The organism is Acinetobacter haemolyticus (genome assembly GCF_003323815.1).
Lineage (GTDB): Bacteria > Pseudomonadota > Gammaproteobacteria > Pseudomonadales > Moraxellaceae > Acinetobacter > Acinetobacter haemolyticus.
The window spans coordinates 3,163,982-3,187,247 of record NZ_CP030880.1 but is presented as its reverse complement, the minus strand read 5'-3'; the positions used below and the strand labels follow the sequence as shown (position 1 = coordinate 3,187,247).

The 23,266-nt window shown below is 40.9% G+C and carries 23 protein-coding genes, 4 tRNA genes and 1 riboswitch; of the genes, 20 read left to right on the top strand and 7 right to left on the bottom strand.

The genetic code is table 11. The annotated features are described in order from the left end of the window. Nucleotides 1–9: 9 nt before the first annotated feature. The 5 genes from gluQRS to thiC form a co-directional block, all read right to left on the bottom strand. Entirely contained in the window at nt 10–942 is a 933-nt protein-coding gene (gene gluQRS, locus DS737_RS14750) for a tRNA glutamyl-Q(34) synthetase GluQRS (protein ID WP_113997839.1), read from the bottom strand. 2 nt (nt 943–944) lie between these two features. Beyond that, the gene (gene dksA, locus DS737_RS14745; RefSeq protein WP_005083939.1) at nt 945–1,478 is read right to left on the bottom strand and encodes an RNA polymerase-binding protein DksA; all 534 of its coding nucleotides are present in this window, start codon (nt 1,476–1,478) and stop codon (nt 945–947) included. A 203-nt stretch (nt 1,479–1,681) separates the two neighbouring features. After that, the gene (gene cpdA, locus DS737_RS14740; RefSeq protein WP_005083937.1) at nt 1,682–2,497 is read right to left on the bottom strand and encodes a 3',5'-cyclic-AMP phosphodiesterase; all 816 of its coding nucleotides are present in this window, start codon (nt 2,495–2,497) and stop codon (nt 1,682–1,684) included. A gap of 22 nt (nt 2,498–2,519) precedes the next feature. Then, nucleotides 2,520–3,131 (bottom strand): NUDIX domain-containing protein, encoded by a 612-nt coding sequence (locus DS737_RS14735; protein ID WP_113997838.1) that lies wholly within the window; start codon nt 3,129–3,131, stop codon nt 2,520–2,522. Nucleotides 3,132–3,206: 75 nt separating this feature from the next. Further along, on the bottom strand, nt 3,207–5,102 hold the full coding sequence (gene thiC / locus DS737_RS14730; protein ID WP_005087925.1) for a phosphomethylpyrimidine synthase ThiC: 1,896 nt from the start codon (nt 5,100–5,102) through the stop codon (nt 3,207–3,209). Nucleotides 5,103–5,194: 92 nt separating this feature from the next. Further along, nucleotides 5,195–5,315, bottom strand: a riboswitch (TPP riboswitch). Between the two features lie 189 nt (nt 5,316–5,504). Between thiC and phoU the strand changes: the two genes are divergently transcribed. Continuing rightward, a complete protein-coding gene (phoU, locus tag DS737_RS14725; RefSeq protein ID WP_004637615.1) occupies nt 5,505–6,227 on the top strand; it encodes a phosphate signaling complex protein PhoU in 723 nt (240 codons plus the stop codon). 163 nt (nt 6,228–6,390) lie between these two features. Continuing rightward, nucleotides 6,391–6,507, top strand: a complete 117-nt coding sequence (locus DS737_RS16305; RefSeq protein ID WP_100222740.1) for a hypothetical protein — start codon at nt 6,391–6,393, stop codon at nt 6,505–6,507. 367 nt (nt 6,508–6,874) lie between these two features. Here DS737_RS16305 and DS737_RS14720 read toward each other — a convergent pair whose 3' ends face one another. Then, nucleotides 6,875–7,150 (bottom strand): oxidative damage protection protein, encoded by a 276-nt coding sequence (locus DS737_RS14720; protein ID WP_005083932.1) that lies wholly within the window; start codon nt 7,148–7,150, stop codon nt 6,875–6,877. 10 nt (nt 7,151–7,160) lie between these two features. Next, nucleotides 7,161–8,594, bottom strand: a complete 1,434-nt coding sequence (gene argH / locus DS737_RS14715; RefSeq protein WP_004637617.1) for an argininosuccinate lyase — start codon at nt 8,592–8,594, stop codon at nt 7,161–7,163. Between argH and DS737_RS14710 the strand changes: the two genes are divergently transcribed. The 18 genes from DS737_RS14710 to DS737_RS14625 all read left to right on the top strand — a co-directional run bounded on the left by DS737_RS14710 (nt 8,585) and on the right by DS737_RS14625 (nt 23,125). Further along, nucleotides 8,585–9,727: a sensor histidine kinase gene (locus DS737_RS14710; RefSeq protein WP_005083929.1), complete on the top strand. Its 1,143-nt coding sequence runs from the start codon at nt 8,585–8,587 to the stop codon at nt 9,725–9,727. The genes argH and DS737_RS14710 overlap by 10 nt on opposite strands. Before the next feature lie 57 nt (nt 9,728–9,784). Beyond that, complete coding sequence (locus tag DS737_RS14705; RefSeq protein WP_017395052.1) at nt 9,785–10,522, top strand: LytR/AlgR family response regulator transcription factor; 738 nt, start codon at nt 9,785–9,787, stop codon at nt 10,520–10,522. Nucleotides 10,523–10,630: 108 nt separating this feature from the next. Continuing rightward, a complete protein-coding gene (gene hemC, locus DS737_RS14700) occupies nt 10,631–11,548 on the top strand; it encodes a hydroxymethylbilane synthase (protein ID WP_004637620.1) in 918 nt (305 codons plus the stop codon). Next, on the top strand, nt 11,548–12,324 hold the full coding sequence (locus DS737_RS14695) for a uroporphyrinogen-III synthase (RefSeq protein WP_004637621.1): 777 nt from the start codon (nt 11,548–11,550) through the stop codon (nt 12,322–12,324). The genes hemC and DS737_RS14695 overlap by 1 nt, the downstream gene beginning before the upstream one ends. Further along, entirely contained in the window at nt 12,321–13,148 is an 828-nt protein-coding gene (locus tag DS737_RS14690; protein ID WP_017395054.1) for a hypothetical protein, read from the top strand. Before DS737_RS14695 ends, DS737_RS14690 begins: the two co-directional genes overlap by 4 nt. A 5-nt stretch (nt 13,149–13,153) precedes the next feature. Then, the gene (locus DS737_RS14685; RefSeq protein ID WP_113997837.1) at nt 13,154–14,347 is read left to right on the top strand and encodes a heme biosynthesis protein HemY; all 1,194 of its coding nucleotides are present in this window, start codon (nt 13,154–13,156) and stop codon (nt 14,345–14,347) included. Between the two features lie 8 nt (nt 14,348–14,355). After that, nucleotides 14,356–14,787 (top strand): acyl-CoA thioesterase, encoded by a 432-nt coding sequence (locus DS737_RS14680; protein ID WP_005083921.1) that lies wholly within the window; start codon nt 14,356–14,358, stop codon nt 14,785–14,787. Between the two features lie 431 nt (nt 14,788–15,218). Beyond that, nucleotides 15,219–15,545 carry an H-NS histone family protein gene (locus DS737_RS14675; RefSeq protein ID WP_113997836.1) on the top strand — a complete coding sequence of 109 codons (327 nt, stop codon included), beginning with the start codon at nt 15,219–15,221 and terminating at the stop codon, nt 15,543–15,545. Nucleotides 15,546–15,719: 174 nt separating this feature from the next. Beyond that, a complete protein-coding gene (gene gspN, locus DS737_RS14670) occupies nt 15,720–16,463 on the top strand; it encodes a type II secretion system protein N (protein ID WP_026056326.1) in 744 nt (247 codons plus the stop codon). Next, the gene (locus DS737_RS14665; RefSeq protein ID WP_113997835.1) at nt 16,463–17,299 is read left to right on the top strand and encodes a type II secretion system protein N; all 837 of its coding nucleotides are present in this window, start codon (nt 16,463–16,465) and stop codon (nt 17,297–17,299) included. The genes gspN and DS737_RS14665 overlap by 1 nt, the downstream gene beginning before the upstream one ends. Nucleotides 17,300–17,340: 41 nt before the next feature. Continuing rightward, nucleotides 17,341–19,551, top strand: coding sequence for a type II secretion system secretin GspD (gene gspD / locus DS737_RS14660; protein ID WP_113997834.1), 2,211 nt, complete (start codon nt 17,341–17,343; stop codon nt 19,549–19,551). A gap of 78 nt (nt 19,552–19,629) precedes the next feature. After that, a complete protein-coding gene (locus DS737_RS14655) occupies nt 19,630–20,238 on the top strand; it encodes an FHA domain-containing protein (protein ID WP_026070334.1) in 609 nt (202 codons plus the stop codon). 112 nt (nt 20,239–20,350) lie between these two features. Further along, nucleotides 20,351–21,043 (top strand): phosphoglycolate phosphatase, encoded by a 693-nt coding sequence (locus DS737_RS14650; RefSeq protein ID WP_017395056.1) that lies wholly within the window; start codon nt 20,351–20,353, stop codon nt 21,041–21,043. A gap of 82 nt (nt 21,044–21,125) precedes the next feature. Then, nucleotides 21,126–22,619 (top strand): anthranilate synthase component I, encoded by a 1,494-nt coding sequence (trpE, locus tag DS737_RS14645; protein WP_113997833.1) that lies wholly within the window; start codon nt 21,126–21,128, stop codon nt 22,617–22,619. Nucleotides 22,620–22,717: 98 nt separating this feature from the next. Then, nucleotides 22,718–22,793, top strand: a tRNA-Thr gene (locus tag DS737_RS14640). Nucleotides 22,794–22,845: 52 nt separating this feature from the next. After that, nucleotides 22,846–22,929: transfer RNA gene (locus DS737_RS14635), tRNA-Tyr, on the top strand. Between the two features lie 34 nt (nt 22,930–22,963). Beyond that, nucleotides 22,964–23,039 (top strand) — tRNA-Gly (locus tag DS737_RS14630). Nucleotides 23,040–23,050: 11 nt separating this feature from the next. Then, nucleotides 23,051–23,125: transfer RNA gene (locus DS737_RS14625), tRNA-Thr, on the top strand. The last annotated feature ends 141 nt before the right edge of the window (nt 23,126–23,266 follow it).

The following is a 23,266-nucleotide window of genomic DNA, read 5'->3' as shown; positions in this document are numbered from 1 at the left end:
TTTTATTATTTATTGATATACACCAGAAAGATAAATGCCTTGTGGGATGAGACTCACATCCCATTGTTGTATCGCTTGCTTAAGCATAACGTTAGGTTGGTCGAGATCGACATGGGGCTGACCGAGTGCCAAAATGGCATGCTGTAATAGTTCAGGCGCTTTTGAAAGTTCAAGCGGTTGAGCCATATTCTGCTTTGATAGTTTTTGGCCTTGATCATTCATTGCTAATGGCAGATGCATATACTGCAAAACAGGATAATTCAGCACCGAAGCTAACCAGATTTGTCGTGCTGTGTTATCCAGTAAATCTGCGCCTCGAACAACATGGGTAATCCCTTGTAAAAAATCATCAACGACAACAGCGAGTTGATAACTAATAATGCCATCACGGCGTTTTAATATGAAATCGCCTAAATCATGTTGAAGGTTGGAGCATTGTTGGCCTTGTAGGCGGTCTTCAAAACAGATGCGTTGATCAGAGACTTTTAGGCGAATAGCTTGTTGGGGAAAATCTAAGTTAAGCTCTCGACATGTACCTGCATAAATATGGTTCGAGCCGAGAATTTTCCGTGTGCACTGACATGCATAAATCGCGTGAGTTGTTTTGAGTTGTTCCAAAACCTGTTCATAGTACGCTAAACGATCTTTTTGAAATATTATCTCGGCGTCAGGTTGGAACTGGAAGGCATCGATACAAGCAAGAATATGCGCTTCGCTATTTGGATAGATGCGAGGAATGTCAGTATCTTCAATCCGAACCAACCATGTCCCGTGATTGGCTTTAGCATCACAGTAACTCGCGACTGCGGTGAGCAAAGATCCAAAATGTAAAGGACCAGTAGGGGATGGGGCAAATCGACCTGAGTAGCGAATCAGCGAAACATCGTTTCGCTGATTCGCAAGAGCCGAGCTGTGCTCGGCTAGAGCATTCTCAACAGTCACAATTATCCGTTGTTTTGCTTTTCTTTGATTTCAGCCAAAGTTTTGCAGTCAATACATTGGGTCGCAGTTGGACGCGCTTCTAAGCGGCGTAAACCAATTTCGATACCACAAGTTTCACAGAATCCATAATCACCTGCTTGAATTGCTTCAAGTGATTGTTCGATCTTGCGAATCAGTTTACGTTCACGATCACGTGTACGCAATTCGATGGCAAACTCTTCTTCTTGTGTTGCTCGGTCATTGACATCAGGTAATGCTGTTGATTCATCTTGCATGGTATTCAAGGTACGATCAACTTCAGACATTAGCTCAGCTTTCCACGCATCTAAAATTTGGCGGAAATGCTCAAGTTGCCCATCAGACATGTATTCTTCATTTTTCTTTGGCTGATAAGGTGCGATACCAAATAAACTTGCAGTGGTTCCACCTTCCGCAGCCTTGGCTTTGGTTTTACGCACACGTTTTACAGGCGCTTTTTGCTCATCAATCACTTCGGTTTGTTCATCCAAGACTTGATTTTGGTTGTCATTCGCCATAAAGGGCATTCCTCATCTTACACGTACTATCTATACGCAAAAAATATGGTGCTATGCAAGTGTTTTTATAGAAACCTGCGATGGTTTTTTCCATCAGGGGTCGTCATCATATAGAGTTTTTTCGCAAGATGGTAGTCATTCATGTCTAGATTTGGTGAGAAATCATCGATGTGATTTGTAATCAAAAGTTTAACAAACCACAGTTAATCATAACCCAATACCTCAGAGCTGCTCATGCGTTCAGAGGTTTTTAAGCGGTATACTTGTGTTTCCAACTCACCATTGGCTTTAAGGCAAATATAACGATAACCTGGATGTTCTTCATCCAATGCAAATTTTTCACTTTTGGGTTTAAATTGAATGCATGTTGATGGCGTTGATAAAAATTCAATCCCTTGCCACTGATGAATCGCATCTTGATGAACATGTCCACAAACGATGGCTTTGATATTGGAAAAGGGTTTAACGGTTTCCAATAAATCAGAGGCATTTTTTAGTTTATGTTGATCGATCCATGCAGATTGCATAGCAAATGGATGATGATGACAAGCAAGAATCACATAACGATCATGTAGTTTTGATAATAATGTGTGAAGTTGCTTTAGCTGTGATTCGGTTATTCTTCCATCAATACGCTGGGGTTGTGCGCTATTTAATAAAATAATGACCCATTTCCCAAGTTCGATCACGGTAAGTTGTGTTTGATCCACTTCGTGAAAAGGAAAATGTGCGACGTCATCATGATTGCCTGGTGTGTGGAAAAAAGGAATTTCCAAACTTTGCATATGCTGGATATAGCGATTGTATGTTACAGGTGTTGGTGTTTGTGCCAAATCACCTGTATGCACGATCAGATCGATTTGAGGATGTTGTTGACGCATCAAGTCAATTACTGCATGAAAGCTTTGTTCGGGTTGCATACCAACGAACTCTAAATGCGGATACTCCAATAAATGTGTATCAGTAATCTGTATCATCACAAAATCTTGTTGTGATGAGGTTGAGACTTGGTAGGTCACCGTGTTTAGCCCCTCAGACTTGTTATCGTTGTTGTATATGTCGAGCAAGCCATTGTAATGCCATGATTACAGGTGCATTTCTCAACCGCCCGTTATTTAATAGTATGTTTAATTGGGAGTAATCAAATAAATGAAGTTGAATGTTCTCACCTTCATCCGCTACCCCAAAAACACCCCCATCCTTAGGTAATTCAACTTCTGCTACATATAAATGAAAAAGTTCAGAGCAAGCTCCCGCAGACGGGTAGAAGCTAAATAAATGTTTTAATGTTGTGATGTCACATCCAGATTCTTCTAATGCTTCTCGACGAATACAGCGCTCCGGAGATTCATCGCCATCAAGTACGCCTGCTATGACTTCAAGTTGCCATGCAGATACCGTATCGTTGATCGCACCAATTCGAAATTGCTCGATCAGAGCGAAGCGTTGTTGTGCGTCATTGTATAGTAAAACGCCAGCAGCTTCAGGTCGATGAATTAATTCTCGTTGAATGACAGGTGAATACTCTAATCGATGAAATAATCGATGTTTGAGGCTCACTTTCTCTACTTGAATGAATCCTCGATATAAAAACGTTCGAGATTCTATCGTAACGTCGGAGGCTGAATAGCTGGCGTGGTCAAGAATATTCATCTTCAATCAGGATGAGATTGTACATATCTCATCCTAACCGAGAATGTTTCGCAGGCAAATCTTTTTTTAGTTGATTTACACTTTGTGGTACAATTTTTGACCATGTTCCTGATAAGCGGTTTTCATCGCATTGAGACCTGCTTCAACTTCTGTGTCGGCATCATTTGATTGTTTGGCATTGCGTTGATTTTGCGCATAATCTCGCACATTTTGCGTGATTTTCATCGAGCAGAACTTAGGGCCACACATTGAACAGAAGTGTGCTGATTTGTGTGCCTCTTTTGGTAGTGTTTCATCATGCATACTGCGTGCGGTATCAGGATCTAGGCTAAGATTGAACTGATCATCCCAACGGAATTCAAAACGTGCTTTAGAGAGGGCATTATCACGGACTTGCGCACCTGGATGACCTTTGGCTAAGTCTGCTGCATGTGCTGCAATTTTATAGGTAATAATTCCATCTTTAACATCTTTTTTATTCGGTAAGCCCAAGTGCTCTTTCGGTGTCACATAGCACAACATCGCTGTACCATACCAGCCAATCATTGCTGCACCAATTGCAGACGTAATGTGATCATAACCTGGAGCAATATCTGTGGTCAGCGGTCCAAGCGTATAGAACGGCGCTTCTTTGCAGACTTCAAGTTGTAGATCCATATTTTCTTTGATCATGTGCATTGGCACATGCCCTGGCCCTTCGATCATCACTTGTACGTCATGTTCCCAAGCGCGGTGGGTGAGCTCTCCTAAGGTTTTCAGTTCACTAAATTGTGCTTCGTCATTGGCATCCTGAATACAGCCTGGACGTAAACCGTCACCTAAGCTGAATGACACATCATATGCTTTCATGATTTCACAAATTTCATCAAAATGCGTGTATAAGAAGTTTTCTTCATGGTGAGCTAAACACCATTGTGCCATAATTGAGCCGCCACGAGAGACGATTCCTGTTAAGCGATTCGCCGTCATTGGAACATAACGAAGTAATACACCTGCATGGATAGTGAAATAATCGACGCCTTGCTCGGCTTGTTCAATCAAAGTGTCTTTAAAGATTTCCCACGTCAAATCTTCGGCAACGCCATCGACCTTTTCTAGGGCTTGATAAATTGGAACAGTACCAATTGGAACAGGGGAGTTGCGGATAATCCACTCACGCGTTTCATGGATATTTTTGCCTGTTGATAAGTCCATAATGGTGTCGGCACCCCAACGAGTTGCCCATGTCATTTTTGCAACTTCTTCATCAATTGATGAACCGAGTGCTGAATTGCCAATATTGGCATTAATCTTCACCAAAAAATTGCGACCAATAATCATGGGTTCACATTCGGGATGGTTAATGTTGGCCGGAATAATGGCGCGTCCTGCTGCAACTTCTTGGCGTACAAATTCAGGGGTAATTTCTCTTAAATTTTGTGCCCCAAAGTTTTGGCCTGGATGTTGACGCATATCAACATCTTCGCGTTGGCGTTGGTTTTCACGAATTGCAATATATTCCATTTCAGGCGTAATAATGCCTTGTTTGGCATAATGCATTTGCGTGACATTTTTACCTGCTTGTGCACGACGTGGATTTTGGATGTGAGCGAAACGAATTTCAGCAGTACGAATATCTTTTAAACGTGCTTGACCAAACTCAGAGCTCAGACCCGTTAAAACATCAGTATCGTTACGTTCTTCAATCCATTTTTGGCGAATCGAAGGTAAACCTTTGTTTAAATCAATTTGTACATTTGGATCAGTATAGACCCCAGATGTGTCATATACCATGATTGGGGGATTGTATTCACCGCCTAAGCCAGTGGGTGTTTCTGTTAAGCTGATTTCACGAAATGGAACTTGAATGTCTGGGCGAGAACCTTGGACATAAACTTTTTTGGATGCAGGTAAAATACGAGTTAAATCTTTAGCATCTTGCTCATGTTGAGCAGAGATATCAGCTGGAGAAAGATTCGTTAATTGGTTCATGGCATGATCCTTATGTTATGGCATTAACGAATCAAGCACGACCAAAAACAATGGCGGATTTATCCTTCAAAACTTGGATAAAACTGAGCTAGGTTTTTGCTGGGCTTGATTCCTACGCAGGTGTTAACCTGATCAGGTTCAACGGTACTCATATTTAAATCATGTGATTATTATGATCTCAGCAGTTAATTAACTGCGCTCCGTCAAGCAGCATTTAGCTTAGCATGATTCTGATCGTGTCTGTTGGCTGGAACGATCAGAATTGCACAATTTTTCTAACTTCTATGTTATGTTTGAAATATCCGAGTTGGTTAATCGGAAATAAGATGACTGTCATAAAAACTTCATCATTGTTATGTTTTAATCATGCATCATTTTCCATGTGTCTAATGGAGGCATTCTGTGAGTCCAAGTAATCCTGTGTTAAGTCATCATATTTCTTCACAATTTAATGAAGACTTACAAGATGTACATACCAAATTTATGAGCATGGGGGGCTTGGTAGAGCAACAGGTAGCCAATGCCATCCATTCTTTATTAGATACAGATGCCAATCTCGCGATTGACGTTCAGTTTAAAGACAATACTGTCAATCAGCTTGAGCGTGATATTGATGAAGGTCTAACCTTGATTTTGGCACGTCGTCACCCAGCTGCGATTGATTTGCGTATGGTCATTGCAATGAGTAAGGCCAATACTGACTTGGAGCGTATTGGGGATGAGGCTGCAAAAATCGCACGTATTGCTCAAAACCTATGTGAAGAGGGTGAGTCTCCACGTGGTTATATGGAAACACGTCATATTGGAAATCAAGTACGTGTCATGATCCATGATGCCTTGGATGCCTTTGCGCGTTTGGATGTAGATCAAGCTTTGAAAGTTGTGATGGCAGATGTTGATATTGATCGTGAATATCAGTCAGCAACACGGACATTGATGACTTATATGATTGAAGATCCACGTCATATTTCACGTGTGATGAATGTAATGTGGGTATTACGTTCTTTGGAGCGTATTGGTGATCATGCACGTAATATTTCTGAACAAGTGATTTATATGGCAAAAGGGACCGATGTTCGTCATACCAGTATCGAAGAAATAGAACAAAAAGTTAATCAAAAATAATTTTATTTGATCTGCCTGAACTCTATTGTTTACCAGTTTTGTAGGATGCCTCTACCTGACCTTAGAGGCATTTCTGTTATAGTTTTTTGAAAAATTCTGTGTCTATATTTTAACTGATGGGTCATTCAAAATGGGATTAATCTCATTTGAAGGTGTGACCGCGATGCGCTTTTTAAAAAAGAATAACTCAGCAAGTTTTGTTTTTTTAATTATTACGCTCTATGCTTTTCTTGGCTTTGCGATTGGATTCGTAATCTGGGAATATTTCTTAGTGAGCTAAATGATACATAAAAAAATCCCAGACTTCGGGGGAAAGTCTGGGAGAGAAATATCATACTTCGGTGAGATCTCTAAGGGTCTCTTTATCCTTCTGAATTAACTATAAGGGTGATCCGGAGTTGTGTCATGTAGGCAAGTGTGTATGCTCTGTAAGACTTTATTGCTAATGTAAATATCACGTAAAAAAGAGAGCGAATTTGCTCTCTTTTTCAGTTGCTTACAGGTGTCTTCTTCGTGTCTTGCAGAAAACCAAAGCGTTGCTTTCCTGTTTAACTCGAAGCATAGCTTCTCGTCTTGCGCAATAGATCCTTTTCGATTGTGGCCTACGCGGACTTCGTCCTTGTCTTGCAGAAAACCAAAGCGTTGCTTTAGTTTTCTTCAGGCTTCCAGCCTTCAGCTTTTTCTACGCTTTCATCATTGTTAAAGAATTTCTCACGTTGTTCTTCAAGAAACTTTTTAGCTTCAGGTTCAAACACATTTAAGCGCTTTTCATTAATCAATGTAGTTTGGTGCTGTAACCATTCTTGCCAAGCTTGTTTGGAAACATTTTCAAAGAACTCTTGCCCTTTCGCACCAGGAAATGGTGCGAAATCTAGACCTTCAAGCTCTTTTTGATATTTACGGCAAAATACTTGTCGAGTCATTATGATGTCCTTATGCGTAAAGCTGTTCTAAGCGAGTATGGGCACGAGTAATTGCTGCTTCAACCTGTCTTGGTGAGGTACCACCAATATGATCACGTGCATTGACAGAGGCTTCTAGGGTCAATGCTTGATCGAATACATCAGCACCAATTAAATCCGAGAATTGTTGAAGTTGCTCTAAGGTCAATTCCGATAAGTCTTTTTCCTCTGCAACGCCTAAAGCGACTGCTTTACCTACAATTTCATGTGCGTCACGGAAAGCAACACCTTTTTTAACTAAGTAATCGGCAAGATCTGTTGCTGTTGAAAAACCACGTAGTGCTGCTTCACGCATAATCTCGATATTTGGAACAAGTGCAGGAATCATATCTGCAAATGCCATCAATGAACCGCGAACTGTATCAATCGCATCAAACAAAGGTTCTTTGTCTTCTTGGTTGTCTTTGTTATACGCCAAAGGTTGACCCTTCATCAGCGTCAATAGGCTAATAAGATCGCCAAACACACGACCTGACTTGCCACGAATCAGTTCAGGAACATCTGGATTTTTCTTCTGTGGCATGATGGATGAGCCTGTACAGAAGCGATCAGGAATGTTAACGAATTTAAATTGTGCTGAAGTCCATAAAATCAGTTCTTCTGACATGCGAGATAAATGCATCATGATCAAAGAGGCAGCGGCATTAAATTCAATCGCAAAATCACGATCCGAAACGGCATCTAATGAGTTTTCTGAAACGGATTCGAATCCAAGTAATTCTGCTGTATAAGCACGATCAATTGGGTAAGTTGTCCCTGCTAAAGCTGCTGACCCCAGCGGCATGCGATTGACACGCTTGCGGCAGTCTTGTAGGCGCTCTGTGTCGCGGATTAGCATTTCAAACCAAGCCAGCAAATGATGACCAAAAGTCACGGGTTGAGCCGTCTGAAGATGGGTAAAACCAGGCATGATCGTGTTGGTATTCTTGCTTGCAAGTTGCAAAATGCCTTGTTGTAGACGCTGTAAAATTGTCAAAATATCATCAATTTCATCACGCAAATATAAGCGAATATCAGTTGCAACTTGGTCATTACGGCTGCGGCCAGTATGTAGTTTTTTTCCTGTAATGCCGATACGTTGAGTCAAGCGAGACTCAATGTTCATATGCACATCTTCTAAATCAATACGCCATTCAAACTCACCAGCTTCAATTTCTGCTTGAATTGTGGTTAAACCTTGAATAATGTCATCACGTTCAGCTTCAGTGAGAACACCCACTTTAGCAAGCATGGTTGCATGTGCGATTGAACCTGCAATATCTTGCTTATAAAAACGTTGGTCAAATTGCACAGATGCGGTAAATTCTGCAACAAAAGCATCTGTTGCTTCTGAGAAGCGACCGCCCCACATGCCAGAGGTTTGATGAGGGCTTGCTGAAGATGAGGATTGAGAAGATGTGGTCATGGCGGCTCAGTAAAATAAAAAAGAGTATAGCAAATCCAAACGCAGTTGCCGAAACTCGTGCGAAGAAGTTATCGCAATCACGTTCATTGAATCCATCAGGCTCCTATTTTTTTACGAAAATTGGGCAATGGCAATACCTATTAGAATTAATTGTTGCAAGTAATGTTCTGGCGATGGTGTTGGCTTTGGCCGAAGCGCAGTCGTGGCAGGCATTGCAGGGTATTCGTGTCTTGCAATATATGTTTTTTATTAATTGGGTGATTTTGTCTTTTGCTGCATTGGTGGATTACTTCCAAGCTTTTTTTTCTAAATTTAGTCAGAAAACCGCTTTAACTTTGGGTTTTATTCTGTTGCAGCTGATTGTTTTTTCAACCACCTGTGCAGTAAATGTGATTCAGTATTGGACAGTACGCTCAGGTAGCTTTAATGAACAGATCTTATTCCATGGTGTGGGATTGCATTTGAGTTATGGTGTCTTGCTTGGTGCATTTTGTTTACGTTATTTATATATGCGTGAACAATGGTTGAATCAGCAATATAGTGAATTGAATGCTCGAATTCAGGCGATGCAAGCACGTATTCACCCCCATTTTTTATTTAATAGTTTAAATAGCGTGGTGAGTCTAATTAGTATTGATCCTGACAAGGCTGAAAATATGCTGATCAGTTTGTCGCGGTTGTTTCGAGCAAGTTTCCAAGAGCTTAAATTGGTCAGTTTGGCCGAAGAAATAGATTTATGTCAGCAATATCTCAGCATTGAAAAAATACGTTTGGGTGATCGTTTAAAAGTCGAATGGAATATTCAAGCCACACCGATTGAGCTAAAACGCGTTACGATTCCCTTATTAACATTGCAACCCCTGCTGGAGAATAGTATTTTTCATGGGGTAGAAAGGGTATTGCAGCAGTCAACCATTACGGTATTGGTTGAAATATTGCAAAATCAAGTCAGTATAGTCATTACTAACCCTTATTCTCGCGATACAATAAAACCGCGGAAAGGAAATGGTATTGCGATCGAAAATGTTGAACAACGTTTGAAAGCGTATTACGGTCAAACTGTAAAATTTCAAGTGTATGGCGGCACATCGTTATATACCACTGTGGTGAATTACCACTACCGAGTAAAATAATAAGTCGAGTTAACCATAAAAAATATGGATGAAGTTAACAGTGACAAGGAGAAATGGATGAAAGTCCTCATTGCTGATGATGAACCACTTGCAGTAGAGCGCTTATCACGTTTGGTAACTCAAATGGGACACGACGTTGTGGCAACCGCACATCATGGACAAGATGTGTTAAGCCAGATTGAACAAACTTCACCTGATGTGGTTTTGTTAGATATTCAAATGCCAGGCATGAATGGTTTAGAGTGTGCAGAACAATTGCGCCATTTAGATCCACGACCTGCTGTTATTTTCTGCACGGCTTACGATCAGCATGCATTGGAAGCATTTAAATTTCAAGCACAGGGCTATTTACTAAAACCTGTCGCACAAGAAGATTTACAACAAGTATTTCAACATTTAACTCAACTAACCCAAGCACAAATGACGGGTTTACAATTAGAAGATATGGACGATTCCAAAACCCAGCGTCACCAAATTGCTGCTAAAACGTATCGCGGCGTCGAGTTAATTCCATTAGAGAATGTATATTATTTTCTAGCGGATCAGAAATATGTGACCGTTCGCCACAAGAATGGCAGTGTGTTGATTGATGAAACATTAAAAGATCTGGAAAATGAGTTTTCAGATCGTTTTATTCGTATTCATCGTAATGCGTTAGTCTCTCTAGATTATTTAGAAGGTTTAGAGTTGGTGGCTGCGGGGCAATATCAAGTCCGTCTACGTGAGTTGGATGAGCGTTTGTCGGTGAGTCGTCGACATCTACCGAGTTTAAGAGAATGTATGCACCAGCTATAGAGGTTGTTTTACCTGAGCTGAAAGATTGTTTGTGATTTTTTACTTGCAATTTTAGATGATCAAGTTAAGTTGGGAGCAATTGCTTTAATCAATACTTGACGTAGATTTATGAAAACTCTAAAAATTGCGACTCGACAAAGTCCTCTTGCACTTTGGCAAGCGGAGCATATTCGTTCTCGTTTAAACGCACTTTATCCAGATTTAACTGTTGAGTTGGTTAAGTTTGTCACGCAAGGTGACAAAATCCTCGATACGCCATTAGCCAAAATTGGTGGTAAAGGCTTATTTGTGAAAGAACTGGAAGCCGCGTTATTAGATGGTCGTGCTGATCTGGCTGTGCATTCTATGAAAGATGTGCCGATGCATTTACCTGATGGTTTAACTTTAGCCGTTATTTGTGAGCGTGAAGATCCTTTAGATGCCTTTGTGTCGAATCAGTATGCGCGATTTGAGGATTTGCCGCAGGGTGCAAAAGTTGGAACTTCGAGTTTACGTCGAAAATGCCAGATTTTGCAGCAACGTCCAGATTTAGAAATTGTTGATTTACGTGGCAATGTGGGCACACGATTGTCAAAGTTAGACGATGGTTTATATGATGCGATTATCCTCGCCAGCGCAGGTTTAAAGCGTTTAGGTTTGGCTGATCGGATTCGTCATTGTTTGGCTCCAGTCCTTAGCTTGCCTGCGGTGGGGCAAGGGGCATTAGGTTTGGAATGTCGTGCAGATGATGAAAAGCTTTTGGCATTGATTCAGCCCTTACAACATGAAGAAACCTCGATTTGTGTGCGTGCGGAACGTGCCCTAAATGCTTATTTGGAAGGGGGGTGCCAAGTGCCAATCGCAGGTTATGCCACTATAGTCAATCATCAATTACAGATTGAAGGCCGTGTTGGGAGCGTTGATGGAAAGACGTTGCTTAAAAAACAATTGATTGGTTCAACGGATCAAGCTGAACAGTTGGGTGAGCAACTTGCACAAGATTTATTGGATCAAGGTGCAGGTGAATTATTGAAAGCCCTCTATTAATGCGATTTATTAATACTCGCCCGCAAGATCGTGCAGATCGCTTGACTCAAGCGATGCAGGATGCGGGTTATCAAGTAGAACACTTACCCTTATTAGAGCTAATTGCTGTGCCTCTTTCTGAGGAATTACAGCAACTATATCAGCAATTAGATCAGGTGCAGGTGATTGTTGTTGTCAGCCCAACAGCGGTTGATATCGGAATGAAGTATTTGGTCAAGTCTGGGTTGAACTTGCATCAGCTCGCACATATTCGCTGGATTGCGGTAGGTCAGGCAACAGCCAAAGCGTTGGCCCAGTTTGGTATTCAAAGTGATGTGCCTGAGGTGGAAAGCTCAGAAGGCATGTTGGATCTTCCTCTTTTAAAGCAACAGAGCGATTTGCAGAAAATTGCTTTTTGGCGAGGATTAGGTGGGCGTCAATTTATGATGCAGCAATTACAACAGCAAGGCGTCAAAATTGCGAACTTTGTGCTTTACCATCGGCAATGCCCTCAACAAAGTGTGTTTGAATTCCCTCGTTTATTAGAAAAAATGGAACTTGATCAACCAGTCGCGGTGCTGATAAGTAGTGAGGCGAGCTGGAAAAATTGGCTTCAACTTTGTGCACAAAATCCTTGTAAGCAGAAATGGGTGTATTTGGTGTTAGGTGAGCGTTTAACTGCTATTTTAAATCAAGCGCAACATAGTTTAGGCAATACAATTAACATTATTCAGCTTGAAAATTTATCTGCATCGGAGATTATTCAACGCATGAGCGATTGGCGGGGGGCGGTATGAGAAAAATTGTCTATTTAATATTATTACTTGGCTTAGTGTGGTTGGTTAAGCTCAGTTATGATATGGCTCAAAATGCTCAGACGATTCCTCAACTGCAACAGCAACTTTCGCAAACTGAACAACGTTATGCTTTATTGAATGATCAGTTAGTCGCATTACAGCGTCAGTTGCAAAGTAGTAGCCCAGAAACACCTTCTGGTTTAAATATGTCTCCAATGGTCATTACTGGTGTAGCACCCGTGATTTTGATCCAACAACAACTGCAACTGGTTCAGTTCGCGCTAGATCAACAACAATTTATTTATGCTTTAGAGCATTTGACTCAAGTTCAACAGCAAGTGCTTCAATCGAGTCTGGCGCCTGCACTACAACACAGTTTGCTCAAAGCGATTGAACAAGATAAGCAGTCAATTCAACAATTCGTTTTGACTCAAACACAGCAACAACAACAACTTGAAGGTTTATTGCAAGAGTTGGATCAGCGGATTCAAAAAGAAATACAAAATCCTCAGTTGAAAGCTACAAAAGGCGAATCTTCAATATGGCGGCATTGGTTTAATTTGGAAAAAGTGCAGCGCAATCCACCTGACTTAGTGCATCGTAATCTTACTTTGAAAGAGGCGCAATTACGGATGTTACTTGCGTCAGATGCGTTACATCGTGGTCAGCAGACTGAATACAGAAAATCAATTCAAGAAGTGATGCAATTGCTGGCTGAACTACCAGATCAGAATAGCCAACAAATGAATCAACGTCTTGATAAGATTTTGCATTTACCAACAGTAGCAACGCCGAAACTGATTACACTCGGGTTAGTGGGGTAAGCACAATGAAACATTTGTTGCTTCGTTATGTGTTGATTAGCTTATTCTTATTCGCAATTTTTGCGGTTTTGAGTTATGGCTATGGGCATGGTTATGCTTATCTCTATTGGCGTGATTGGCAATTACAAAGCAGTGTTTGGGGCTTAATTGCATTATTTATTATTATCAGTTTGTTGGTACAATCATTTTGGTTATTGGGTAAACGCTATTTTGTACGTGAACAACGTAAAAAAGAAATAGCCCTCCATTTTAAGGATTTGCATCCTTATGAGCAATTAGGTGTTGTTTGGTTGTTGGATGCGGCTAAAGATCAACAGGTTTTTATTGAACGAGTGTATACCCAATCAGGCTTGTTAAACCACATTGTTGCCGCCCAATTTGATTATAAAAATGGGAATTATGACGCAGCTTTGCAGCACTTGGAGCAATCGGCGCCGGTCGCGTTTGAATTGGCTGAATTGCAACGTATAGATATTTTTTTAGCGCAACAACAAGAAGAAAAAGCACTCACGCATTTAGAGTTTTTGACTCAACATCAATTATCTCCTTGGTTACTTCAAATCGAAACGGCTTATCAACAGCGTATCACTGCTTTATGGGGGAAATTGGCATTACAACGTCCGTGGTTGTTCCTGCAAGCAACGCAATATGGTTTGCTTGATGCTGAACATCGAGATCTATGGTTGCAGCAATTGCTGATTAAGTTTGATCAGGCATCCGTGGATGATTTAGCGGCATTGCAGCAGCGTTATTTAGCCTTGCAGAATGAAATACAGACTCGCCCATATACGAGTAAGGTGTTGTGGCTTAAATTATTGGCTCGAATGCCTGAGATGAGCGTACAACATGAGCAATTGGCTTTGCATTTATTACAAGAGCATTTTGATCCGGAAGTATTTTATCTCTGGTTTCAACAGCAACTCCTGAAGCAAATTCCAGATTATGCTGATGTAGAGCAACGTATTTTGCTGTTCGAGCAACGTTATGCGGGTGTGCCGATGTTAAGTTTTGCTAAATGGCATATTTATGTGGCGACAGACCGTCAACAGGAAGCTGAGCAGTTATTAACTTTATATCCTGATAATATATTAATGAGTTATTTAAGGATTAAGTCAGTCCTAGGGGATAATTTGGATTTAATCAAACAGTTGAATTTAATATTTGAAAATGATGTTAATTTTCTGAACTTTAAGCTGTGAGTGAGAATATGAATGAGTTGTCTGTCTACCCTGTTATACATAAGCAAAGTGTTGCTTGGGGAGATATGGATGCATTTGGTCATGTAAATAATGTGCAATATTATCGCTATATAGAAAGTGCTCGTATTGCCTATTTGATGGCATTAAATATATTTGAGCAAGATATATTGACCGTAGTTGCATCGAGTCAATGTAAGTATTTAAGCCCTGTATTTTATCCAGATGTGTTGCATGTTGGTGCGCGTATTGAGGAGATCCGAAACAGTGCATTTAGAATGCAATATGTATTGTGGAGTGAGCAACAACAACAAATTGTTGCAACAGGCGATGCTGTAATGGTGTGTGTTGATAAAGTGAATGCAAAAAAAATAAATATCCCAGACCATATTAAGCAAAGGATCATTCAGTTAGAAAAGACTGTAGAGCATGATTTAATTTGAAACTAATCATCGTAAAGACAATTATGTCTGATATTGTGATTTTATAGAAAAACTTCATTTACTATTTTTCTGTAACACATCTTGCGTAAGTGTGATGGATTAAGGTTTGTAAATGAAGTTATTTTCAATAATAAGTAAATCAAAGTGAGCCATAAAATTATCGAGTGTGATTTTTTTGTGAAGTCGAAATATCAGTGCTATGCACTGTTTTGAACTGAGCTAAATTAAAAATAGATTAATATATATTTTATTTTGAGTTTTCATTTTAAGTTTTCTTGTAAATAAAAAGCATTTTTTTTGTTATAGTGTGATTAATTCAGCTATTCTTATATTGATTAATTAAATGCATATAAATTAATATTGAGCTGAATTTAGAATTCATTTTTTTATTTTTGCGTGAAATATTTTCTTATTGAGTTGGAGTGGTTCGGATGAAACCAGATATTAGTGATTTATCAGTTGAAGATTTAAAGCGTTTGCAAGCAGAAGCTGAAGCTTTAATTGAAAGTAAAAAAGACCAAGCAATTGAAGATGCATATAATCAAATCATAGCAATTGCTGATGGTATTGGTTTAACTGTTGAAGAGTTATTGGCTGTAGGTGAGCAAAAGCGTAAAAAGACTACGCGTAAAGCTGTAGAACCACGCTACCGCAATAAAAATAATACTGAAGAAACTTGGACTGGTCGTGGTAAACAACCGCGTTGGTTGGTTGCTGAATTAGAAAAAGGCGCAAAACTTGAAGATTTCTTAATCTAAGTGAGTTTTAAAGTCATCGTTTTGTCATACCATGACTTTATCCTTTGTAAAAAACCAAGCTTAAAAGCTTGGTTTTTTTATATGAGAGAATTGGCGATGTTGAAAAATTATGCATAATGTCATTCAGAGCAAGTATTTTAAATGGATGATGTTAGCGATGTTGGTAAGGGTGGGATGAAGAAAAATACCAAACAATGGAGATGGTGGCTATTCGCCATTTTTGCATTTTTAATTTTTATTATTTTACAGATTCCAGCAACATGGCTTATTGCGAAATTTTCTAAAGATAATCAATTACTACATAATGTTAGTGGCAACATCTGGCAGGGACAAGCGGACTGGCAACGTGGGCAGTTACGAGGCTCTGTGCATTGGAAGACACGACCTTTAGATTTGTTGCTATTACGTTTTGGGGCTGATCTCGATATCCATAGTGGCAACACACAATTTAATGGTGTCTTTGCTTATGGCTTGGGGAAAAAAATTATTGTTAAGGGGTTACAAGGTCAAGTGGCACCTGAAACTTTGCGTTATTTTGCCAATTGGCAATGGCCTGAGAATGCAATTCAACTCAAGGATGTACAACTTCATTATCACAATGAAAAAGGTTTTAGTGCCACTGAAGGGCAACTGAACTGGGGTGGTGGCGAATTGACTTATACTTTTGGTCAGCGTCAAGAGCGTATGACTATGCCATCTTTAATTGCCGAGTTAAAAGATGCCAATGGACAATTGCAACTGGATGTACGCGATCAACGCAGTCAAAAAATGGCAAACATAAGTTTAGATGCCAATCTTATGCTTGATGTACAACTGACACAGCGAATGCTGTTAAACGTTCCTTCTTATCAGGGTAAAGCAGGACTAGACACTTATGTGATTAGCTCACGCCAGCCATTGTTACAAGGTGGAATGTGATGGACGCATTAATACAAAAAATACAACAGTTAGATTGGCAAAAGCTCGATAAGCTCAGTCCGTTGATTTTGGCAATCTTGTTATTATGGCTGTGTTGGAAACTCGCTTCGTTTTTTTGGTTGGTAGTTGCTCCTCCTCAAGCGATGCAATTTGATCGGGTTGAGTTGGGTTCACAACAAGCACAAGTTCCGAATATCAGTTCATTCGCTTTATTTAATGAGCCCGCTGCGAGTACAGTGCAGGATAATGTTAATTTGGAATTACAGGGGGTACTGCTCGGTTCTTCCAACTCGTTGTCCTCTGCAGTGATCAAATTAAATGATAGTGCTGAGCGTTATCGTGTAGGTGAAACCTTAGGTTCAACGTCATATCAACTGGTTGAAGTGTATTGGGATCGTGTGGTGTTGAAACAAGGCAATGGCGCAACACGAGAAGTGACCTTTAAAGGGTTGGAGAAAGGTTTATATCAACCAATAGAGCCGGTTAGTCGCAATAACCAGCCACCGCCTGCACATATGCCAGAGCCTGTTCAAAACTCTCCTCAGTCTGCATTGGGGCAGGCAATTCAACAAATGCAGGATAACCGTGAGCAATATCTGAAGAATATGGGAGTGAGTGGTGGTGCAGATGGCTATGAAATCACAGATCAAACACCCGTTGGTCTTAAAAATACATTGGGTTTGCGTGCGGGGGATCGAGTTCTATCGATCAATGGTCAAACCGTTGGGCAGGGACTAAGCGAAGTACAATTACTAGAGCAAGTGCGTCGTCAAGGGCATGCCAAAATAGAAATAAAACGTGGTGATCAAGTGATGACCATTCAACAGAGTTTTTAGTGATCACACATCATCACAATAGTTAGGAATAAGTGCAGGTTATGGCTTTTTTGAATCATCAGCGTCCACTTTGGGCATTACTTGCCGCAGCACCGTTAGTTGCGACAATCAGTACCCATGTACAAGCACAGACATGGAAGATCAATCTACGTGATGCAGATTTAGCAGCTTTTATTAATGAGGTTGCTGATATTACGGGTAAGAACTTTGCAGTTGATCCGCGAGTGCGCGGTAATGTGACAGTCATTTCCAACAAACCACTCAACAAAGATGAGGTTTACGATCTCTTCTTAGGTGTATTAAGTGTGAATGGTGTGGTGGCATTACCTTCAGGAAATACGATTCGCTTGGTGCCTGATAGTAATGTGAAAAATGCAGGTATTCCTTATGATGGGCGAAATCGTGCGGGTGGGGATCAAATCGTAACGCGTGTTATTTGGCTACAAAATACCAATCCAAATGATCTCGTACCTGCTTTGCGCCCATTGATGCCACAGTTTGCGCATCTGGCGGCAGTAGCGGGAACCAATGCACTTATTGTTTCTGATCGAGCAGCAAATATCTATCAGCTTGAGAATATTGTCCGAAACTTGGATGGAACAGGGCAGAATGATATTGAGGCGATTACGTTGCAGTCGAGTCAGGCAGAGGAAGTGATTGCTTTGCTTGAGACAATGAGTGGAACGGGATCATCTAAAGATTTGATGGGGTCTCGAGTACGTATTGTTGCGGATAATCGCACCAATCGTATTTTGATTAAAGGTGATCCAGATTCACGCAAGCGGTTGCGTCAAATTATCGAAATGGTCGATGTGCCGTCAGCAGATCGTTTGGGCGGATTAAAAGTATTTCGTTTGAAATATGCAAGTGCAAAAAATTTAGCTGAAATTTTACAAGGTTTGGTGACAGGTCAGTCAGTTTCATCCTCATCGACATCTAATAATAGTAGTTCAAATGCTGTTAGTAATCTGATTTCGAATAATCAAAATAGCAGTTCATCCAATAACGCATCGGGAAATTCAGCGATTAGCCTAAATAGTGGTTTTAATAATCGTCAAAATAATGATGTGACCAGCTTTAATGGTGGTGGCGTGAGTATCATTGCTGATGGTACGCAGAATGCATTGGTTGTGAAAGCTGATCCACAATTAATGCGCGAGATTGAATCGGCAATACAACAGCTGGATACACGTCGTCAGCAAGTTTTGATAGAAGCGGCGATTATCGAAGTGGTAGGTGATGATTCCGATCAACTCGGTGTGCAATGGGCACTTGGAGATCTAAATAGTGGTGTTGGGCTGATTAATTTTTCAAATCTCGGTTCTGGATTGTCCAGAATTGCTGCTGGTTATCTAACTGGTGGTGCGGCAGGTGCGGCAGGGGCTTTAGGAGATGGCGCTACAATCGGTGTGGGGAATTTTGAAAACTCACGCAAAGCGTATGGTGCGTTGATACAAGCTTTAAAAGCGAATACCAAATCAAACTTACTTTCAACCCCGTCGATTGTCACAATGGACAATGAAGAAGCTTATATTGTGGTGGGGCAAAATGTCCCGTTTGTTACAGGATCTGTTGCAACACAGGGGAATAGTACTGTAAACCCATATACGACAGTAGAGCGTAAAGATGTGGGTGTAACCCTAAAAGTTGTCCCGCATATTGGTGAGGGAGGGTCGGTTCGTCTTGAAGTTGAACAAGAGGTTTCTGCTGTTCAAGAGAGTAGGGGGCAAGCAACAGATTTGGTAACCAGTAAACGGGCGATCAAGACCTCTGTATTGGCTGATCATGGGCAGACCGTGGTTCTGGGGGGGTTGATTGCTGATGATACTATTCTGTCCCGTCAAAGTATCCCGGTATTGGGGGATATTCCGTATGTAGGTAGGTTATTCCGCGCTGATAGACGTAGAAATGAAAAGCGTAATCTTTTGGTGTTTATTCATCCAACCATTGTTGGGGATTCAGATGATATCCGTCGTATTTCACAGCAACGCTATAATCAATTATATAGCTTGCAACTTTCGATGGATAAAAACGGAAATTTTGCCAAGCTGCCTCAAAATGTCTCGGATATTTACACTCAACAGGGGATAAATAATTCACCATATCAAAAAGTGCCAACAGCGACGCAGCAAAAGACCTCTGCGGTGACTACGCCAGTGGCGACAGCACAGCCACCTTTGCAAAAGAAAGCGGTTGAAAGAAGTAAGAATACGGTGACCACGACGACGTTGCATCCTGCATCTTCACAGTAGAAGCACACAAGCACTTCTGTCACAATGTTATGATTGCAAGAGCCGATAATCAATAAATCAGGATAAGGGTTGATGTTTATGACTTGGAAACTACAAGCCATTACAGGTGAATTTACGGGGAAAGAACTCACGATTGAACGTGATATGTTGGTAGGGCGTCATCAAGAGGCTGATATTTTATTGCAATCTGCCGATATTTCACGTCGCCATGCTGCTTTGTTGCTTAAGGAACAACAATTGTGGGTGCAAGATCTGAACTCATCAAATGGTACCTTTGTGAATGATGTGCGTATCATTCAAGATACTGAATTGCATGATGGTGATATTTTGCAATTTGCAAGTTTTGTATTTAGCGTTCTTGCCCCAGAAACTGAATTACCAGAAATCGAAGTGGAACCAGTAAACACCGTCACGCAAGATCAAGGTATGCCAAGTATTGCAGAAAGAGCTGTTGAAACGCCAATTAGTCGCGATGGTATGCCTCAGCAAGTGGGTATTCCTAAGCCTGCACCGATCCCTGAAGGGGTGAAAGTTGAGGTTTCTGCTGAACCAAAATCAGTGCCTATGCCAGAGCCTGTGTCGCGAGTTGCGCAGGAAAAAGAGCAACAAAAAAATGCTTCAGTGGGTATGATTTCTCTGATTGTGTTGATCATTTTGGCGGTGATCGCTTGGTTGTTCTTTAAATAATTAGTCTAAACTTTTACAATCAAGGCATGCTTCGAGTTGCTCTAACATTTAAGTAAAGTGGTGTTAGGGTTTAGTTGAGGGATGCCTTTTTCATTTTATAGGTGGAAATTTAATGTCCATTGCACAGTTACAACGTCGTGATCTTATCTTATTTGATTTGGATGGAACACTTGTAGATTCTGCTGCTGACTTATATCGTGCAATGAATATTAGTTTGGAAAAATTGCACTTTCCTGTAGTTACTGAAGATCAGATACGAGCATGGGTTGGAAAGGGCGCCGCAAAACTTTGTGAAACAGTCCTTGAATATTTATTTGAGGATGCAAGCCCTCAGCAACATACGCTCTTGTTAAACACATTCGTTGATGTCTATGCACAAGAGTTATGTGTCAATACTCAGGTATATGAAGGTGTTTTACCTTTCTTGGATTATTGTCAAGCGCATGGGATTATCATGGCATGTGTGACCAATAAACCAGAGCAGTTGGCGAGAGGTATTTTGGATATTTTATCACTTTCATCTTATTTTAAGATGGTGGTTGGTGGTGATACCTTGCCTGAGCGTAAACCTCATCCCTTGCCATTATTGCACTGTATGCAGAGCCAAAATGTTGCTGCCGCACAAACACTAATGATTGGTGATTCAAGTAATGATGTTGAAGCTGCACGACGTGCAGGTATAGATTGTATTGTGGTCAGCTATGGCTATAATCATGGGGAGAATATTTACGATTGCCAACCGCAACAGGTGGTGGATCGTTTGGTGGAACTCGTTGAAGAAGATCAGATCAGGAGACAGGCATGAAAGTAGTTATGGTTTTTCGATGGCGGGCTTGAAAGAGCACTAAAGAAAAAACGCACAGAAATTAAAACCATAGAGAATATCCATGACTACCTTAGTACAATTTAAACAGTTAAAATCAGCCGGCTATAACACCATTCCTGTTTACCGCCAACGTTTAGCCGATACTGAAACCCCACTTTCCGTTTTTGCTCGATTTAAAACACATAAACATGCCTATCTTTTCGAGTCTGTTGAAGGTGGTGAAAATTGGGCGAGATACTCAATGATCGGTTTGGGTGAATCTACGGTTTTCTCATGTAATGCAGGTGTGCTTACCGTTCAGCAAACTGATGGTACCGTTACCCAACAAAATTGTACCGACCCATTTCAATATATTCGCGACTTTCAGCATCAATTTAAAGTACCAAGTAAAAAAGAATTGCCTGAACTACCGAGCTTTACAGGTGGTTTAGTGGGTTATCTGGGTTACGACGCTGTACGCTATATCGAGCCAAAATTAAAAAATGTTCCAGCAAACGATCCTGTGACATTGCCAGACTTATGGTTAATGCTGTCAAAAACAGTGATCGTATTTGATAATTTAAAAGATACTTTATTTTTAATCCATCATGCTGATGCAAATCAAGATGATGCTTATGCGCAAGCACAACAAAAATTGGATCAATTAGAGCAACTGCTTGCAACACCTGTGAGTTTGCAGGCAAAACCGCATACAGCTCCGCACTTTGAGTCGATCACGGGGAAAGAAAAGTTTCTTGAAACGGTGGAAACGGTGAAAGAGTACATTCGTGCTGGTGATGTCATGCAGGTGGTGCCAGGGCAGCGAATGGTGTCTGATTTTGATGGTGAGGCATTACAGGTTTATCGTGCTTTGCGTCATCTCAATCCATCACCATATCTGTTTTTAGTGCAAGGACGAACGCTTGTTGATGACAAGCCTTTTCATATTGTGGGTTCATCACCTGAAATCCTATCTCGTTTAGAGGATGGGATCGCAACGGTGCGTCCTTTGGCTGGTACACGACCACGTGGTAAGACTAAAGAAGAAGATTTGGCACTCGAGCAAGATTTATTAGCAGACGAAAAAGAGATTGCTGAACATTTGATGTTGATTGATCTGGGTCGTAATGATGTTGGGCGTGTTTCAAAGATTGGAAAAGTCCAAGTCACTGATCGCATGGTAATCGAGCGTTATTCACATGTGATGCATATTGTGTCAAATGTGCAGGGTGAAGTCCGTGATGATATTGATGCCTTGGATGTATTTAAGGCGACTTTCCCGGCTGGAACACTTTCAGGCGCACCCAAAATACGTGCCATGGAAATCATTGATGAGGTTGAGCCTGTAAAACGTGGCGTATTTGGTGGTGCTGTTGGTTATTTAGGTTGGCATGGGGAAATGGACATGTCGATTGCGATTCGTACTTGTGTGATTCGTGATAAAAAGGTTTACGTGCAAGCGGGAGCAGGGTTGGTTGCAGACTCAAATCCTGAATCAGAATGGAATGAAACCCAAATAAAAGCTCGCGCAGTGATCAAAGCGGTTGAATTATCGTCAAACGGATTGATTTTATGAGTTTTTAGCGGTTTTTTTAAAAAAACCACTTGCATCGATTCAGAGTTTTGCTAAACTGCACACCGTTCCGATACGAAACGTACGAAACACTAAGAAGCGCCGGCATAGCTCAGTTGGTAGAGCAACTGACTTGTAATCAGTAGGTCCACAGTTCGAATCCGTGTGCCGGCACCATCTTAAGGTTTTGAGTTTAAAGTAAACGAGCTGCACTGTGCAAGTGTGATTTGGTGGGATTCCCGAGCGGTCAAAGGGGGCAGACTGTAACTCTGCTACGAAAGTTTCGAAGGTTCGAATCCTTCTCCCACCACCATATAACTTCGATTGAAGTGGTAAAGTACCAACGCGCGGGAGTAACTCAGTTGGTAGAGTGGCAGCCTTCCAAGCTGCATGTCGCGAGTTCGATCCTCGTCTCCCGCTCCATCGAAGAGATCGCTCTTATAGCTCAGTGGTAGAGCACTCCCTTGGTAAGGGAGAGGTCTCGAGTTCAAATCTCGATAAGAGCTCCAGATATACAGCTTAGTAGAATTTCTACAAGATTTTAAAGAAGCAGGCTATTATAGTCTGCTTTTCAAGTATTAGGTGTCTAGTTTTTTAGGCGAATGTCGATAAAGAAAGTTTTTCAGGGTTGTTTTTCTCTAAACTGGTGT

Coding starts and splice junctions, on each gene's coding strand:
- DS737_RS14690 (WP_017395054.1), top strand. CDS start 12,321: ATGAGAAAAATTGTCTATTTAATATTATTACTTGGCTTAGTGTGGTTG.
- DS737_RS14665 (WP_113997835.1), top strand. CDS start 16,463: ATGGACGCATTAATACAAAAAATACAACAGTTAGATTGGCAAAAGCTC.
- DS737_RS14705 (WP_017395052.1), top strand. CDS start 9,785: ATGAAAGTCCTCATTGCTGATGATGAACCACTTGCAGTAGAGCGCTTA.
- gspN (WP_026056326.1), top strand. CDS start 15,720: ATGAAGAAAAATACCAAACAATGGAGATGGTGGCTATTCGCCATTTTT.
- trpE (WP_113997833.1), top strand. CDS start 21,126: ATGACTACCTTAGTACAATTTAAACAGTTAAAATCAGCCGGCTATAAC.
- gspD (WP_113997834.1), top strand. CDS start 17,341: ATGGCTTTTTTGAATCATCAGCGTCCACTTTGGGCATTACTTGCCGCA.
- DS737_RS14650 (WP_017395056.1), top strand. CDS start 20,351: ATGTCCATTGCACAGTTACAACGTCGTGATCTTATCTTATTTGATTTG.
- DS737_RS16305 (WP_100222740.1), top strand. CDS start 6,391: ATGCGCTTTTTAAAAAAGAATAACTCAGCAAGTTTTGTTTTTTTAATT.
- DS737_RS14695 (WP_004637621.1), top strand. CDS start 11,548: ATGCGATTTATTAATACTCGCCCGCAAGATCGTGCAGATCGCTTGACT.
- DS737_RS14655 (WP_026070334.1), top strand. CDS start 19,630: ATGACTTGGAAACTACAAGCCATTACAGGTGAATTTACGGGGAAAGAA.
- DS737_RS14675 (WP_113997836.1), top strand. CDS start 15,219: ATGAAACCAGATATTAGTGATTTATCAGTTGAAGATTTAAAGCGTTTG.
- thiC (WP_005087925.1), bottom strand. CDS start 5,102: ATGAACCAATTAACGAATCTTTCTCCAGCTGATATCTCTGCTCAACAT.
- argH (WP_004637617.1), bottom strand. CDS start 8,594: ATGACCACATCTTCTCAATCCTCATCTTCAGCAAGCCCTCATCAAACC.
- DS737_RS14720 (WP_005083932.1), bottom strand. CDS start 7,150: ATGACTCGACAAGTATTTTGCCGTAAATATCAAAAAGAGCTTGAAGGT.
- DS737_RS14735 (WP_113997838.1), bottom strand. CDS start 3,131: ATGAATATTCTTGACCACGCCAGCTATTCAGCCTCCGACGTTACGATA.
- hemC (WP_004637620.1), top strand. CDS start 10,631: ATGAAAACTCTAAAAATTGCGACTCGACAAAGTCCTCTTGCACTTTGG.
- DS737_RS14680 (WP_005083921.1), top strand. CDS start 14,356: ATGAATGAGTTGTCTGTCTACCCTGTTATACATAAGCAAAGTGTTGCT.
- DS737_RS14710 (WP_005083929.1), top strand. CDS start 8,585: ATGTGGTCATGGCGGCTCAGTAAAATAAAAAAGAGTATAGCAAATCCA.
- dksA (WP_005083939.1), bottom strand. CDS start 1,478: ATGGCGAATGACAACCAAAATCAAGTCTTGGATGAACAAACCGAAGTG.
- DS737_RS14685 (WP_113997837.1), top strand. CDS start 13,154: ATGAAACATTTGTTGCTTCGTTATGTGTTGATTAGCTTATTCTTATTC.